We start from the raw sequence: 15031 nt of genomic DNA on the forward strand, positions 1-15031 counted from the left end.
CTTTTGTTAAAATATTTCTTAGAATTTAACTCCTAAACCTACTTGAAAAGTATTGTTTTTGTTAGTTTTATTATCTGATACAGAAGTTTCTCCATTTTTAGAAATATCTGTAAAACCAGCTACATATCTAGCGTTAACACCTATGTTTGGTGTAATATTAAACCCTAGACCTAACCCCATACCAAAATTAAATCCATTAAAGTTATCCTTATTAAGTTCTTTAGGAAGTTGCCCTGAACCAAGAGGTGTCTCATAAGAAGTCTTAGAGTTTGCTCCTACTAAAAAGCTAAACTCTGGTCCAGCTTCCAAGTAAAACTCAGGAGTTGCTTTATACTGGAACATTACAGGAACTGAGATATAATCTAAATTGAGTTTTCTTTCACGTTTTAATGAACTAATAGTTTCAGTTGTTTTAGAACCTAAATTGTTATAAAGCACCTCAGGCTGAATGCTAAAATTCTCCGATACAGGAGCGTTTAGAAATACCCCAGCATAGTAACCTACTTTTGCTTTGGTATCATCATAGCCATCTTTAGAGATTGAAGATACATTTAAACCTGCTTTTGCTCCAAATTGTTGTCCAAATGCAAATGAACCAGCTACTACCGCTAATCCTAAAAATAATTTTTTCATAATTCCAATTTTTTAATTTTATAAAATTTGTTTTTTACAATAACTTTCTAATCAAAAGGCTTGCCAAAATTAAACAATTGATTAAAAATAAGCGTGAAAATAATCTTCATCTACTGTATTTCAATTCAATAAAAAAGGTTTGGAATATTTTTCAATCCAAACCTCAACCTTAATTATTTTTAAGATTATTAAATATCTATTTTCGGTAAGCCTCGGTGTGTACCTTTGCTACGGCTCTTCCAGAAGGATCGTTCATATTTTTGAAAGATTCGTCCCAAGCCAGTGCGGTAGGTGTGCTACATGCCACAGATGGCACAGACGGAACAGTAAGTGCTGCCGCTTCTGAAGGGAAGTGTTCTTCAAAAATACTTCTGTAATAATATTCTTCTTTAGATGTAGGCGTTTGTACAGGAAAACGAAACTTAGCATTAGCTAATTGCTCATCTGTTATCTTTTCGTTCACTAGTTCTTTAAGCTTATCTATCCAGCTATAGCCTACTCCATCAGAAAATTGCTCTTTTTGTCTCCACGCTACAGATTCTGGTAAGACATCTTCAAAGGCTTTTCTAAGCACCCATTTTTCCATTCGCTCTGGAGTAATCATTTTATCTTTCGGGTTGATACGCATAGCTACATCCATAAACTCTTTATCTAAAAACGGTACTCGTCCTTCTATCCCCCAAGCCATAAGAGATTTATTAGCTCTTAGGCAGTCATATTGGTAGAGTTTATCTAATTTTCTTACCGTTTCGTTATGAAACTCTTCTGCATTCGGAGCTTTATGAAAATAAAGATAACCTCCAAAAAGTTCATCTGAGCCTTCTCCAGAAAGCACCATTTTTATCCCCATAGATTTAATTACTCTCGCCATTAAATACATTGGCGTAGAAGCTCTTACCGTAGTAATATCGTAAGTCTCTAGGTAATAAATTACATCTCTTATAGCATCTAAACCTTCTTGTATTGTAAATTTTATTTCATGATGAATGGTCCCTATATGCTTTGCTACTTCTTTCGCTGCTTTAAGGTCTGGAGAACCTTCTAACCCTACCGCAAACGAATGTAGTTGAGGATACCATGCTTCAGATTGGTCATCAGTTTCTATTCTTTTAGCAGCATATTTTTTAGCTATGGCTGAAGTAATAGAAGAATCTAAACCGCCTGAAAGTAGTACACCATAAGGCACATCAGACATCAACTGACGGTGAACGGCAGCTTCTAAAGCTTCTCTAAGCTCAGACAGATTAGTGGCATTGTCTTTTACATTGTCAAACGCTCTCCACTCTCTTTTGTACCACTGCTCAAATTTAGCTTCTTTGCTATGCCAATAATGACCTGGAGGAAATATTTCTATTTTAGAACAATAACCTTCTAAAGCTTTAAGTTCAGAAGCTACATAAAAAGTTCCATTTTTATCCCAACCTATATATAATGGGATAATCCCCATGTGGTCACGAGCGATAAAATATTCATCTTTTTCAGTATCATAAAGGGCAAATCCAAAAATACCATTAAGTTCATCTACAAAATCTTTACCTTTCTCTTGATAAAGAGCCAAAATAACTTCACAGTCTGATTCTGTTTGAAACTGATATTTCCCCTCAAATCTTTTACGAATTTCTCTATGATTATAAATTTCACCATTTACAGCTAAAACCAACTTTCCGTCAGGGCTGAACAGTGGCTGTTTCCCAGAAGTAGGATCCACAATAGCTAGACGCTCGTGAGCGATAACCACTTTATCGTCACTATACACACCACTCCAATCTGGACCACGATGACGTATCTTTTTTGACATTTCTAATACCTGAGGTCTAAGACTCTCCGCCGATTGCTTTATATCAAAAGCACAAACAATTCCACACATATATATTCTCCTAAAATTATAAATCTACGACAAATTTATTATATTTATATGATACCAAGCCTTTTTTAAATCAAAAAAAAGAAAAAAAGTGAAAGAAAAATATTTTTTGAGGGCAATTCCGTATCTTTGCACAGATTGTAAAATAAACTATAATACTTAAAGAATATTATGTTCCGAACACATACCAATGGTGAACTTTCGCTAAAAAATCTTAATGAAAATGTAACACTTTCTGGCTGGGTACAGACGATAAGAGATAAAGGTTTCGTAGTCTGGATAGACCTTAGAGACCGCTATGGTATCACTCAACTTGTTTTAGATGAGGAAAGAACTACTAAAGAGCTACTAGAGAAAGCTAAAAAATTAGGAAGAGAATTTGTAATACAAGCCAAAGGAAAGGTTATTGAAAGAAGTAACAAAAATCCTAAAATCCCTACAGGAGAAATAGAAATATTGGTAGAAGAACTAAATATTTTAAATGAATCTCAACTTCCGCCTTTTACCATAGAGGATGAAACAGACGGCGGTGAAGAACTTAGAATGAAATATCGCTACTTGGATATTAGAAGAACTCCTGTAAAAAACAAACTCATCTTCCGTAGTCAGATGGCACAAGAAGTGAGGAATTACCTTTCTAACCAAGGTTTCATAGAGGTAGAAACACCTGTACTCATTAAATCTACCCCAGAAGGAGCTAGAGATTTTGTAGTACCTAGCCGTATGAATGAGGGGCAGTTTTACGCTCTACCACAATCTCCACAAACCTTTAAGCAACTCTTAATGGTAGGCGGAATGGATAAATATTTCCAAATTGTAAAATGTTTTAGAGATGAGGATTTAAGAGCGGATAGACAGCCTGAATTCACTCAAATAGATTGTGAAATGGCATTTGTAGAACAGGAAGATATTATGAAGGTATTTGAAGGTATGACAGCTCATCTCCTAAAGAAAGTTACAGGGAAAGATTTCGGAATCTTCCCTAGAATGTCCTTTGCAGAGGCTATGCAAAAGTATGGTAACGACAAGCCAGACATCAGATTCGGAATGGTATTTACTGAGTTGAATGAAATTGTTAAAGGAAAAGATTTTAAAATATTTGATGAAGCAGAGTTGGTAGTAGGTATCAATGTAGAAGGCTGTGCAAACTATACTAGAAAACAAATAGATGAACTTATAGATTGGGTAAAACGCCCACAGATAGGTGCTACCGGCATGGTTTGGGTAAAATATCAAGAAGACGGAACACTAACCTCTTCGGTTAATAAATTCTACACTAAAGAAGATTTAAAACTGATTGCTGAAAAATTCGGAGCAAAAGCTGGTGATTTAATGCTTATCATGAGTGGAACAGCTTCCACCGTAAGAACTCAACTTTCTGCTCTAAGAATGGAATTAGGCAACAGGTTAGGCTTAAGAAAACCTGATGAGTTTGCTCCTCTTTGGGTGGTAGATTTCCCTCTTTTAGAGTGGGACGAGGAATCTCAGCGTTACCATGCGATGCATCACCCATTTACTTCACCAAAGAAAGAAGATTTACATTTACTAGAAAATGAGGCTGGCAAAGCGAGAGCTAATGCTTATGACTTGGTACTTAATGGTAACGAAATTGGCGGTGGTTCTATCCGTATTTATGACCGAAATCTACAATCTAAAATGTTTAATCTGTTAGGTTTTACAGAAGAAGAAGCAGAAGCACAATTCGGATTTTTAATGAACGCCTTTAAATATGGTGCTCCTCCTCATGGCGGACTTGCCTTTGGTTTTGACCGATTAGTGGCTATTTTAGACGGCAACGAAGTTATTAGAGATTATATTGCTTTCCCTAAAAATAATAGTGGTAGAGATGTCATGATAGATGCTCCAAGCAACATTGCAGAAGAACAATTAGAAGAATTACACTTAAAACTAAGAAACTAAATAATATAGTAAAACCTCTCTTAAAGAGAGGTTTTTTATATTTTATTCTATTATAGAGAGAAGAAATTACTCCCCCCTAATAGAGTAGTTTTCACAGACTAATTAAAAAAAACCGCCAAAAAAAGCGGTTTTTTATTTTAGTTAATATTATAATGATATTACATCATACCTGGCATTCCGCCTCCCATTGGTGGCATTGCTGATTCTTCTTTAGGTAGTTCCGTAATTACACACTCCGTAGTTAATAGCATACCAGCCACAGAAGCTGCATTTTCTAATGCCACTCTAGTCACTTTAGTAGGGTCTATAATCCCCGCTTCTAGCATATTAACATACTCGTCAGTTTTAGCATTATATCCAAAGTCTCCTTTACCTTCTGAAACTTTAGCTACCACTACAGAACCTTCACCGCCTGCATTAGCTACGATTTGTCTCAATGGCTCTTCTATAGCTCTTTTAACTATTTTAATACCAGTGTTTTCATCTTGGTTAGCACCGCTAAGATTCTCAAGAGAAGCAATGCTTCTTACCAAAGCTACACCTCCACCAGCTACGATACCTTCTTCCACTGCCGCTCTAGTAGCATGTAATGCGTCATCTACTCTATCCTTCTTCTCCTTCATTTCTACTTCAGAAGCTGCACCTACATAAAGAACTGCTACACCACCAGCCAATTTAGCTAATCTTTCCTGTAATTTTTCTCTATCGTAGTCAGAAGTAGTGCTTTCCATTTGAGCTTTGATTTGATTAACTCTAGCTTTAATTTGAACTTCATCTCCAGCACCATTCACTACCGTAGTATTGTCTTTATCTATAACTACTTTTTCTGCTCTACCTAGCATATCAATAGTTACATTATCCATAGTAAAGCCTCTTTCTTCAGAAACTACTTGTCCACCTGTTAAGATAGCAATATCTTCTAACATTGCCTTTCTTCTATCTCCAAATCCTGGAGCTTTTACTGCAGCGATTTTTAAAGAACCTCTTAGTTTGTTAACTACTAATGTTGCCAACGCCTCACCTTCTACCTCTTCTGAAATGATAAGTAAAGCTTTACCTTGCTGAGCTACTGGCTCTAAAACAGGCAATAATTCTTTCATTGAAGAAATTTTCTTCTCTACTAAAAGGATGTACGGATTGTCTAACTCCGCTACCATTTTGTCTGGATTTGTAACGAAATAAGGTGACTGATAACCTCTGTCAAACTGCATACCTTCTACCACATCTACCGTAGTATCCGTACCTTTAGCCTCCTCAACAGTAATTACACCTTCTTTACCTACTTTACCAAAAGCTTCAGCGATAAGACTACCTATTGCATCATCGTTATTTGCAGAAATAGAAGCTACTTGCTTGATTTTTTCAGAAGAATCTCCTACTGCTTGAGATTGAGATTTTAAGTTTTCTATTACAGTAGAAACCGCCTTATCAATCCCTCTTTTTAAATCCATAGGATTAGCTCCAGCAGCCACATTTTTAAGACCTTCTCTCACGATAGCCTGTGCCAATACAGTAGCTGTAGTGGTACCATCTCCCGCCAAATCGTTGGTTTTAGATGCTACTTCTTTTACCATTTGAGCTCCCATATTTTCTACTTTGTCCTCTAGCTCTATCTCTTTAGCCACAGAAACACCATCTTTAGTTACATGTGGAGCACCGAAAGACTTTTCTATAACTACGTTTCTACCCTTAGGTCCTAAAGTTACCTTAACTGCATTTGCTAATGCATCTACACCTCTTTTAAGTGCGTCTCTTGATTCTATATCAAATTTAATGTCTTTTGCCATTTTGTTTATTTAATTAAATTGTTGTTATGAAAACACAGATTAAACTTCTGTATTACTTATTTTTTATTGATTGATTTTTAACCTAAAATACCTAAAAGATCTCCTTCTCTTACGATAAGATAATCTTTGCCATCAAGTTTAAGTTCTGTACCAGAATACTTACCATAAAGCACTTTATCTCCTACTTTTACAGTCATAGGCTCATCTTTTTTCCCTGCACCTACAGCTACTACTACACCTTCTTGAGGTTTCTCTTTCGCTGTATCTGGGATAATAATTCCTGATGCCGTTTTAGTTTCAGCTGCTGCTGGTTCTACCAAAACTCTGTCTGATAACGGTTTAAAATTTACTGACATATTGTTTAAAATTTTTATTGTTTAATTTTACTCTTATCCTTAAGCACGAAAAAAATGCCAAACACCATACAACACCAAGTACAAGACATTTTGACACATTAAAATGACAAAGAATTAAAAAATATGACAAGAATTAAAATAGTAGTGATAAAAAATTTCCTATTACCTCTATATAAACAAAAAACGGATTGAAAACTCTTCTTCAATCCGTTTTATATTATTTAATCAAAACAATCTACTTCTTACTGAATTTCATTAGTGGCAGTTGGTCTTTGTAAAGTGTAAGAGTAATGCCATCACTTTCGTATCTATTGGCTTTTTCCAACATTTTTAGAAAGTTTTGCTCCACCAACATATCCTTACAAGCCATTCTAGTAGAACCCACATTCTCTACCGAGAAAGCTCCCGTTTGTGCATCTATTTTAAGCTGTCCAAAATAATTGTTACACCCAGAATTTCCTGATACTTTCTCTGTTTCTACTGTTAAAGTAGGTACTTTGCTAGAGCCGAGTCTGCTTTCCGCTAAAACCCACTCTGTTGATAATAGACTAACTTGATTCTTTTTACTCTTAGTTGTAGTTGTATTACCAACCGTAGCACAAGAAAACATCAGCAAACCTATACCTAATGTTAATATTATATTTTTCATAACCTTTTTATTTGTATTTACGAGCGTAGCTCTGCATTAAAATTTTTCTCAAAGAGCGTGATTAGCCCTCCCATTATTTCTGAAATTTCTTTTTCTTCTAATGTTTTTTCTTCGTTAAGAAGTTCAAAACTCAAAGCGTAAGATTTCTTACCCTCTGGCAAATTCTTACCTTCGTAAACATCAAACAAATTAACCGATTTAAGATACGGCGATGGCTTCTTCATAACCTCTTGATATAAATCTGAATAAGTGATGTTTTTATCTAAAAGTAACGCTAAATCTCTTCTTATCTTATTAAATTTAGGTATTTCTCTAAACTTAAAGTTACCTTTAGTTCTCAATTCTTGACAAGCCTCTACTTCTATCTCTGCATAAAAAGCCTCCTGCTCCATATCTGCTGATTTAAGATATTCTGGTGCCACCTTACCTAGCCTTGCCAATACCTTACCATCAAAAACAAATTCTAACCCATCACTGAAACGAACATCTTGCAAAGGTTTCTCCTGAATAGTAATTCCTAAAACTTCTAACGCCAATTTAACATAAGACTTTAAGTGATAGAAATCTGTACTAGATTTTGGTACAAGCCAATTTTCAGATTGATGTCTACCAGAAATCAGCATTGCTAGTTGCTTTCTTTCTTTATAAGTTTCAAATTTATGATAGATTTTACCTAACTCAAAAAACTTAACATCTGTATTTTTACGGTTGATATTATAGACTGCATTTTGTAATAAACCTTCTAATAAAGAAGTTCTCATAAATGCCAAATCATTACTCAATGGATTAAGTAATTTAACTGCATTGGTTTCATCTTTCACCGTAGTAAGTGAGTTGTTCATCACTTCATTAAATCCGTTGGACTGTAACAATCTAGCCCAAGTATTTTCTAAAGCATCTTGGTCTTCAAAACTCAATTTTACTGGCGAAAACGCAATCTTCTGAGGGCTATCTATTTTGTTATATCCATAGATTCTAAGCACTTCCTCTATCACATCTATTTCTCTAGTAACATCTGCCCTATAAGTCGGCACAGAAAGCTCTAGACCGTCTGGAATTTCGTTAAGAATTTCTATTTCAAGCGATTTTAATATCTTTTTTACCGTTTCACGGTGGATTTTAACTCCTAGAATTTGGTCTAACTTAGAATATCTAAATAGCACATAATGCGGATTTATTTTCTCAGGATAAACTTCTATTAAATCTCCTATAAGTTCCGCTTCTGCCACTTCTTTAAGAAGGCTTATCGCTTTAGTAATGGCTATTCTAACCGCATTAACATCTACACCTCTTTCGAAACGGAAAGATGCATCTGTATTTAAACCATGAGCTTTCGCCGCTTTTCTCACCGATACTGGATTGAAATAAGCACTTTCTAGGAAAACTTTTGTCGTTGAATCTGAAACGCCAGAATCTGCTCCACCAAATACCCCTGCAATACACATTGGCTTATCCGAAGCGTCTTTTATCATAATTTCCGTACCGTTAAGCGTTCGTTCTACACCATCTAAAGTGGTAAATTTGGTTCCAGAATTACAAACACCTACAACTACTTTTTGTCCAGAAATTTTATTTGCATCAAACGCATGTAGAGGCTGCCCCAAACCGTGTAAAATATAGTTGGTAACATCTACCACATTATTGATAGGATTTAAACCTATGGCTTTAAGTTTATTTTTCAGCCACTCTGGAGAAGGCTTTACCTTAACATTATCCAAAACAGCTCCTATATATCTAGGGCAAAGCTCTGCATCTTCTACCTCTATAGAAAATCCATGCTCACCTTCTGGCTGAAAAATATCAGACGATACCTTTTCAAACTCCGTTTCGGTGATATTAGACGCGTACAGAAAAGCATTCAAATCTCTAGCCACACCATAATGAGACATTGCATCTGTTCTGTTAGGCGTTAGCCCTATTTCATAGACTTCATCTTTAGTGATTTCAAAATAATCTGCAAAAGGTTTTCCTACTTCATGAGTTTCATCTAAAACCATAATTCCATCATGGCTAGTCCCTAACCCTAGTTCATCTTCAGCACATATCATTCCTTCGGATACCTCTCCTCTTATTTTAGCCTTTTTGATTTCAAAACTATTCCCTTCTTTATCATAAAGCGTTGTTCCTACTACCGCCACAGGCACTAATTGCCCAGCCTCTACATTAGGTGCTCCACATACAATTTCTAAAACCTTACCTTCTCCTACATCTACGGTTGTTTTTTTGAGTTTATCTGCGTTTGGGTGTTTTTCACAAGTTAAAACTTTACCTACCACAATACCCTCTAAACTTCCTTTTATACTTTCAAAAGTTTCTATACCCTCTACTTCTAGCCCTATGTCCGTAAGGTAAGCTCCTATCTTCTCTGAACTCAAGTCGGTTTTGATGTAGTTTTTTAACCAATTATTTGATATTTTCATTCTTTATTATGTGTTTGAAAATCTTTATTATTTTTAAAATATTGACTTAAATTTTCCTTAAAACAAAATTTGAGATTTGTTATTTCAAATCTCAAATTCTGAAAGTAATTTAATATACAATCACTTTAGCTATTACTAATTACATTCCTATGACAGGCATAGAAAGCATTAAAATATGTTCGTTTTCATCTAAACCATCTATCGGTTCTAAAATACCTGGACGGTTAGGCTGAGACATTCTCATCAATACATCATCAGAACTCAAAACTGATAACATTTCTGTTAAAAATTTAGAACTGAAACCAATGTTGATATCTTCTCCTTTATAATCGCAAGGAATCTGCATATCTGCTTTATTAGCAAACTCAGTATCCTCTGCATGTAGATGAAGAATATTACCTGATAATTTAAACCTTACTTGATTAGTAGACTTGTTAGATAAAATAGATGCTCTCCTAATAGAACTAAGTAGTAAATTTCTATTTACTGTAAGCAAATTAGGGTTTTCTTGAGGGATTACCGCAGAATAATTAGGATATTTACCATCTATTAAACGGCAAATCCAAATATGATTACCAAAAGTAAATTTAGCCATATTCTCATTAAACTCAATAACAACCTCTTCCTCCGTATTGGCTAGAATATTTTTAAAAATACTCAATGGTTTTTTAGGCATAATGAACTCTATAGGCTCACTATTTTTAATATCTTTTCTCTTGTAAACTACCAATCTATGAGAGTCTGTAGATACAAAATTAGCCTCATTTTCTCCAAATTGGAATAGAACTCCCGTCATCACAGGGCGAAGCGTATCATTACTTGTAGCAAACAAAGTATTTACCAACGCTTCTGCTAACACCCCTGAAGGGATTGTAACACTTTGAGAAGCATCAAATTCTGGCAATTCTGGATAATCCTCTGCATTGTCTAAAGCCACCTCATAGTTATCTCTATCATCTAGAATTTCTAGTAAAGCTCCCATTTCATTAGCAGACTCCTTTACTGTAAAAGTTAAAGGCTGTTCCCCAAAGGTCTTTATTAATTCTTGAAAAGTCTTCGCAGGAACTGCTATTTTACCTTGATCTTCAGACATTACCTCTAGAGAAGTTACCAAAGTAGTCTCTCCGTCAGACGAAGTAATTTTAAGATTTTGATTATCTAGTTCGAACAAATAGTTTTCTAGAATAGGGCGTGATTGTGAACTGGAAATCACACCACTTACCACTTGTAAAGCCTTTTGTAACTCGCTACTTGCTACGATAAATCTCATAAATAAAAATTATTTGGATACAAATATAGGTAATTGTAATAAAACAATGAAAAAAAGTAACATTTTTTGAACTTCTAGACTCAAAAAGTTATTAACAAATACTAGTGTTTAGGCTCCCATATCAACCTTAGAAAAGAGCTCAATCGTTCATTTTCTCTACTTACAGGAATTCCCACCACAACACCCAGCATCAGCTGCTCCGAAATTCCCAAACGCATCTGAGGACGCATGACCATATCAAAATTACCTCTATCAAAGGTTTTGTTAAACTCAACTCCCACAAAATTCCTTGTCCCCGAAATCATATAATGGAAACTAGAATGTACATCGTACATGGTGTGAGATTTATTGGTAATAAAACTTTGTTCTATCATTGGTCCTGTATAAACCAAGGTATGGAAATTATTTCCCCATCGTTTAGCCACCACAAAAAATGGGTTGTAAACATTTCCTTTAATTAAAGGTTTTCCAAAGCGTCCAAAATCTGAAAACTCTAACTCATTGATGTAGCCTAAAGCCATGGTAGTCGCTTTTTCTTCATTTACCAAAAACGACCATTGTAAAGCCAATTTCAGACTATTAAGTTTACTAGACGGTGTCTGCACTCTCTCGTTTCCCGTAGGAGAATAGAATGTAAACGGTAGCTCCACTTCTAGCCCTAACCTATCAATAGGAGCCCATTCGTACTCTACCAATGCTTCATAAGCATCAAAATTGAGTTTATCTGTTAACCCAAGTCCTAAATTCCATTCTTTTTCTCCTTTTCTCGCTCCTAAATCCCTTATCAAATCTATATACAAAGGTTCTGCGTGTAAAACTTTGGCTGGTTCTTTAGTGTCTTCCACCTCTGCTATATAAAGACTGTCTTTTTCATTGTTAATACTTTGAGAAAACAACATAGCAGATACCAAGCCTAAGACAAGTAGTATTATTCTTTTAAAATTCATATTATTTTTGATTTTAATCTAAATTTATTTCACAACTCTAAATAGTCCTTAATTCAATTAAGAACCATCATTATCATAAACCATTTATAAATTAAAATCAAATTTTAGGCGGAGGCACATCAAATTGAGAAAAGCCGTTAAGGAGTTTGGATACTCCAACGGTGCAAATATATTTTGAGAAATAAAACTCAATCATTTGAACTGATTTACACGGAGAAAATAATCCAAAAAACCAGTTATATTTAGCTTTTTTAGTATAATTATCCAAATCATACTCCTCGGATTCTTCTATGGCATTTTCATACTTAAATACTTTTTCTACAATAACCTCTATAATGCTTTCCATATCATTATAATTTGAAGTTTCTGAGAAATAGTATCTATCATCATCTGGAGTATCTATGCTTATATTCATGAAATAAACTCCCAAAATTCCCCAAAGAAATTTTAGAAAAGTTTTATTTCTGAAATTATTCATTTTAATGATACTCTTTTTCGCCATAATATATCTTTCTAAACACTTTCCTCAAAATCTATATCAGGATTAAGAATTTCCGTAATAATACTTGATATTGACACCATAGCATCGGATAAATTGCCGTCTATTTCTAGCATTTGCACTCCACGACCTACCTCTGCAAAACTCCATATCCCACAACTAATATCCTTACCCAAAAACTCGGAAAGTTGCCCCATAGCATAGGCATAAATACAAAGCTGAAGTGCTTGTTTATAGTCTTTATTTTTAAGTAATGTTTCCCTATTTTTATCAGAAATTTTTAACCTTAGATTTTTAGTTTTAGCCGTTTTATAATCTATCACTCTTAGATTTCCGTTGAGCCTATCAATCCTATCTATAAAACCTTTAAAAGCCACTTCTAACTCATCTGAAACCTTAAATTTAACATTCTTGATTTCCTTTTCTAAATCTAGTATTTCTAAGGTATTCCCGCTAGAAACCAACTCCAAATCTAACTTTAAAATATCCCCTATGACTTTTTTAGCCATTTGTTGGTGTACGAAATTCATACCTCTTTCGTAAAATTCGGGCTGATGTTTTAGTGTTTTTATTGCAAACTCAACACTTTCATCTATTTGAGTGATTGCCAATTCTAAATCCTGTGGAGTTAATATCTTTCCTTTTAATTTACCGTATAAAAACTCCAATGCGTAATGCACTAAATTACCATAGTTTCTGAGAGAAAGCTCCTCCTCTATTTCGGAAGTTTCCTTTATCTTTAAAACCACTTTAGCATAAAAATCAATAGGATTATAGAGGTAAGTGGTAAGGTGTGATGCCGCAATATTATGTTGCCATTCTTTGAGCCGCTCCATTACTTGTGAAGTTTTAGAAACCACCATCGGAAGCACCTCTACAGGTTGAGACTCATTCTCCACCATAATTTTTTGCACTTGATGAGGACTTTCCATTTCTATTTGAGTGATAAATCTGCTTTTCTCTCCCGTATTAACGCCTGAAGACAAGGCATTATAAAGTAAATGGATATGATGAGCGTCCTGCAACAATCGGTAGAAATGATAGGCATAAATACCATCGTTCTCCAAGAAAGTATTAAGTCCGAAGTTCTTTCTTACATCAAAAGGCAGATAGGTATTTTGTGAGTTCCCTAGCGGAAGTTTACCTTCGTTAGTGGATAGCAAAATGATGTTTTCAAAATTGAGCAATCTGGTTTCTAGCAACCCCATAACCTGCAAACCAGACAATGGTTCACCTTGAAAATCCACAGACTCTGCACTTACCATCTGATTAACCAAAACCTCTAAATCTTCTATACTTACTTCAAATTGGTAAGGCTCTAATTGATTTTTAACGATTTTAAAACTCTTTTCAAAATAAGAAATATTCTCGTACTGAATATCATCTATAGGTTTGTATTTCAACTGATAACAAAAATCTATCAATATATTTAGCAACTCCTTAACGCCTTGTTTTTCAAAGATGTTAAAGAAATTCAATCCACCCAAATATTCTTTTAAAAGAGAGTAGGAAACATAAACAATATTATGCTCCGAAATGTAGTTTACAAAAGCTCTAATGATTTTATCTTCCTGCCCATCAGTTGGCAAAGTTTCCAAAATCCCCACGACATCGTGATGATAATAAGTTGATGATTTTTTCTCCAGCTGTTTGTGCAGATAAAAAATCTGTTTCATAGCGTTGCTAAAAGATAAATTCTTAAGCGGAAGCCCCATCGTAATATTAACTTTAGGCACTTCTGATAGGACTTCTAAACACGCAGGAAGCAAATTCTCGTCTAGCAAGACCAACGCTGTCTTAGAATAGTCTGACTCTTTATAATCTTTGAATATTTTAGGAATCACCTGCGTTTGGGTAACATTGCCCGAAACCTCGTAAACATTGATATTTTTAGATTGAGAAAACTGATTCTCTACCCAACTAAAGTTTCTGTAATCATTAAACTCCGCCCAGTCTATATAACGCCTTAAAAACTGCCCTGCCTCTTGCCTTTTATCTTTAATATAATATTCGTCCGCTTGGAAAAAACATTGTGCTTTGTCCCATTGTAACAACTGCCTTACCAGCAATTCTTCAACTGGTGTAAAGGCATTAAAACCACAAAAAACATATTGCTCCGATGTTTGCTCTGCAAATAATTTAACTTTAGATTTGGCTTCCTGATGAAGCATTCCAGAGGTTGCCCATTGCTTATCTTTAAGTTCTTTTTTTAGTAATGGCAAAAAGGCAGTCATTTTTCGCCAAAAGTTGAGATTTCTCTGCCTTGCATTGTCTTCTTCGCCTAAAGTTTCTCCCCAATTTTTAATGCGTTCCTCATCAAACATATATTCCAACACTGCCTCATCAGAATCAGAAAATTTTAAAATATCGTCCCAATCCTTCAATAATGTTGGAAACCATTTTAAAAACTGACCAAAATCTTCTGTCGGAAATAACTGTCTGTAAACATTATAAGCAAACAGCCATAAGGAAATCCCTTTGATTTCTTGGTAGCCAGAAATATCCTTAATAAGTTCCTCAATGGTAGAAAATTGAGGAAGTAGCCCCGAGTATTTTTTTTGATTTTTTAGAATATCCTTAATAAACACCACTGGCCTTTTACCTGGTAAAACGATGTTAAACCGAGATAAATCCGATGACTGCTCTAATAATTCATCTACAATTTTATTAAGGAAATTCATCAGTA

The 15031-nt window shown here is 34.7% G+C and carries 11 protein-coding genes; 1 reads left to right on the forward strand and 10 read right to left on the reverse strand.

The window, feature by feature from the left end:
* Positions 1-18: 18 nt before the first annotated feature.
* Together D1J36_RS00105 and asnB are read right to left on the reverse strand one after the other, a co-directional pair.
* Positions 19-633: a porin family protein gene (locus tag D1J36_RS00105; RefSeq protein ID WP_154136958.1), complete on the reverse strand. Its 615-nt coding sequence runs from the start codon at positions 631-633 to the stop codon at positions 19-21.
* Between the two features lie 196 nt (positions 634-829).
* Positions 830-2500 (reverse strand): asparagine synthase B, encoded by a 1671-nt coding sequence (gene asnB, locus D1J36_RS00110; protein ID WP_154136959.1) that lies wholly within the window; start codon positions 2498-2500, stop codon positions 830-832.
* A gap of 168 nt (positions 2501-2668) precedes the next feature.
* Between asnB and aspS the strand changes: the two genes are divergently transcribed.
* A complete protein-coding gene (gene aspS / locus D1J36_RS00115; RefSeq protein ID WP_154136960.1) occupies positions 2669-4417 on the forward strand; it encodes an aspartate--tRNA ligase in 1749 nt (582 codons plus the stop codon).
* A 158-nt stretch (positions 4418-4575) separates the two neighbouring features.
* On the opposite strand, the gene groL is transcribed toward aspS, so the two are convergent.
* The 8 genes from groL to D1J36_RS00155 all read right to left on the reverse strand — a co-directional run bounded on the left by groL (position 4576) and on the right by D1J36_RS00155 (position 15026).
* Entirely contained in the window at positions 4576-6204 is a 1629-nt protein-coding gene (groL, locus tag D1J36_RS00120) for a chaperonin GroEL (protein ID WP_154136961.1), read from the reverse strand.
* A 77-nt stretch (positions 6205-6281) separates the two neighbouring features.
* Positions 6282-6560, reverse strand: a complete 279-nt coding sequence (locus D1J36_RS00125; protein ID WP_004919811.1) for a co-chaperone GroES — start codon at positions 6558-6560, stop codon at positions 6282-6284.
* Between the two features lie 235 nt (positions 6561-6795).
* Positions 6796-7209, reverse strand: a complete 414-nt coding sequence (locus D1J36_RS00130) for an META domain-containing protein (RefSeq protein ID WP_004919814.1) — start codon at positions 7207-7209, stop codon at positions 6796-6798.
* A gap of 17 nt (positions 7210-7226) precedes the next feature.
* On the reverse strand, positions 7227-9629 hold the full coding sequence (pheT, locus tag D1J36_RS00135; protein WP_154136962.1) for a phenylalanine--tRNA ligase subunit beta: 2403 nt from the start codon (positions 9627-9629) through the stop codon (positions 7227-7229).
* Between the two features lie 139 nt (positions 9630-9768).
* A complete protein-coding gene (gene dnaN, locus D1J36_RS00140) occupies positions 9769-10899 on the reverse strand; it encodes a DNA polymerase III subunit beta (protein ID WP_154136963.1) in 1131 nt (376 codons plus the stop codon).
* A gap of 101 nt (positions 10900-11000) precedes the next feature.
* Positions 11001-11846 (reverse strand): HAEPLYID family protein, encoded by an 846-nt coding sequence (locus D1J36_RS00145; protein ID WP_154136964.1) that lies wholly within the window; start codon positions 11844-11846, stop codon positions 11001-11003.
* Positions 11847-11943: 97 nt separating this feature from the next.
* Entirely contained in the window at positions 11944-12348 is a 405-nt protein-coding gene (locus D1J36_RS00150; RefSeq protein ID WP_014938579.1) for a hypothetical protein, read from the reverse strand.
* Positions 12349-12359: 11 nt separating this feature from the next.
* The gene (locus D1J36_RS00155) at positions 12360-15026 is read right to left on the reverse strand and encodes a PD-(D/E)XK nuclease family protein (RefSeq protein WP_154136965.1); all 2667 of its coding nucleotides are present in this window, start codon (positions 15024-15026) and stop codon (positions 12360-12362) included.
* Positions 15027-15031: the final 5 nt, after the last annotated feature.

Source organism: Riemerella anatipestifer (assembly GCF_009670965.2).
Taxonomy (GTDB): domain Bacteria; phylum Bacteroidota; class Bacteroidia; order Flavobacteriales; family Weeksellaceae; genus Riemerella; species Riemerella anatipestifer_B.

Coding starts and splice junctions, on each gene's coding strand:
- asnB (WP_154136959.1), bottom strand. CDS start 2,500: ATGTGTGGAATTGTTTGTGCTTTTGATATAAAGCAATCGGCGGAGAGT.
- pheT (WP_154136962.1), bottom strand. CDS start 9,629: ATGAAAATATCAAATAATTGGTTAAAAAACTACATCAAAACCGACTTG.
- D1J36_RS00145 (WP_154136964.1), bottom strand. CDS start 11,846: ATGAATTTTAAAAGAATAATACTACTTGTCTTAGGCTTGGTATCTGCT.
- D1J36_RS00130 (WP_004919814.1), bottom strand. CDS start 7,209: ATGAAAAATATAATATTAACATTAGGTATAGGTTTGCTGATGTTTTCT.
- D1J36_RS00155 (WP_154136965.1), bottom strand. CDS start 15,026: ATGAATTTCCTTAATAAAATTGTAGATGAATTATTAGAGCAGTCATCG.
- D1J36_RS00150 (WP_014938579.1), bottom strand. CDS start 12,348: ATGGCGAAAAAGAGTATCATTAAAATGAATAATTTCAGAAATAAAACT.
- groL (WP_154136961.1), bottom strand. CDS start 6,204: ATGGCAAAAGACATTAAATTTGATATAGAATCAAGAGACGCACTTAAA.
- dnaN (WP_154136963.1), bottom strand. CDS start 10,899: ATGAGATTTATCGTAGCAAGTAGCGAGTTACAAAAGGCTTTACAAGTG.
- D1J36_RS00105 (WP_154136958.1), bottom strand. CDS start 633: ATGAAAAAATTATTTTTAGGATTAGCGGTAGTAGCTGGTTCATTTGCA.
- D1J36_RS00125 (WP_004919811.1), bottom strand. CDS start 6,560: ATGTCAGTAAATTTTAAACCGTTATCAGACAGAGTTTTGGTAGAACCA.
- aspS (WP_154136960.1), top strand. CDS start 2,669: ATGTTCCGAACACATACCAATGGTGAACTTTCGCTAAAAAATCTTAAT.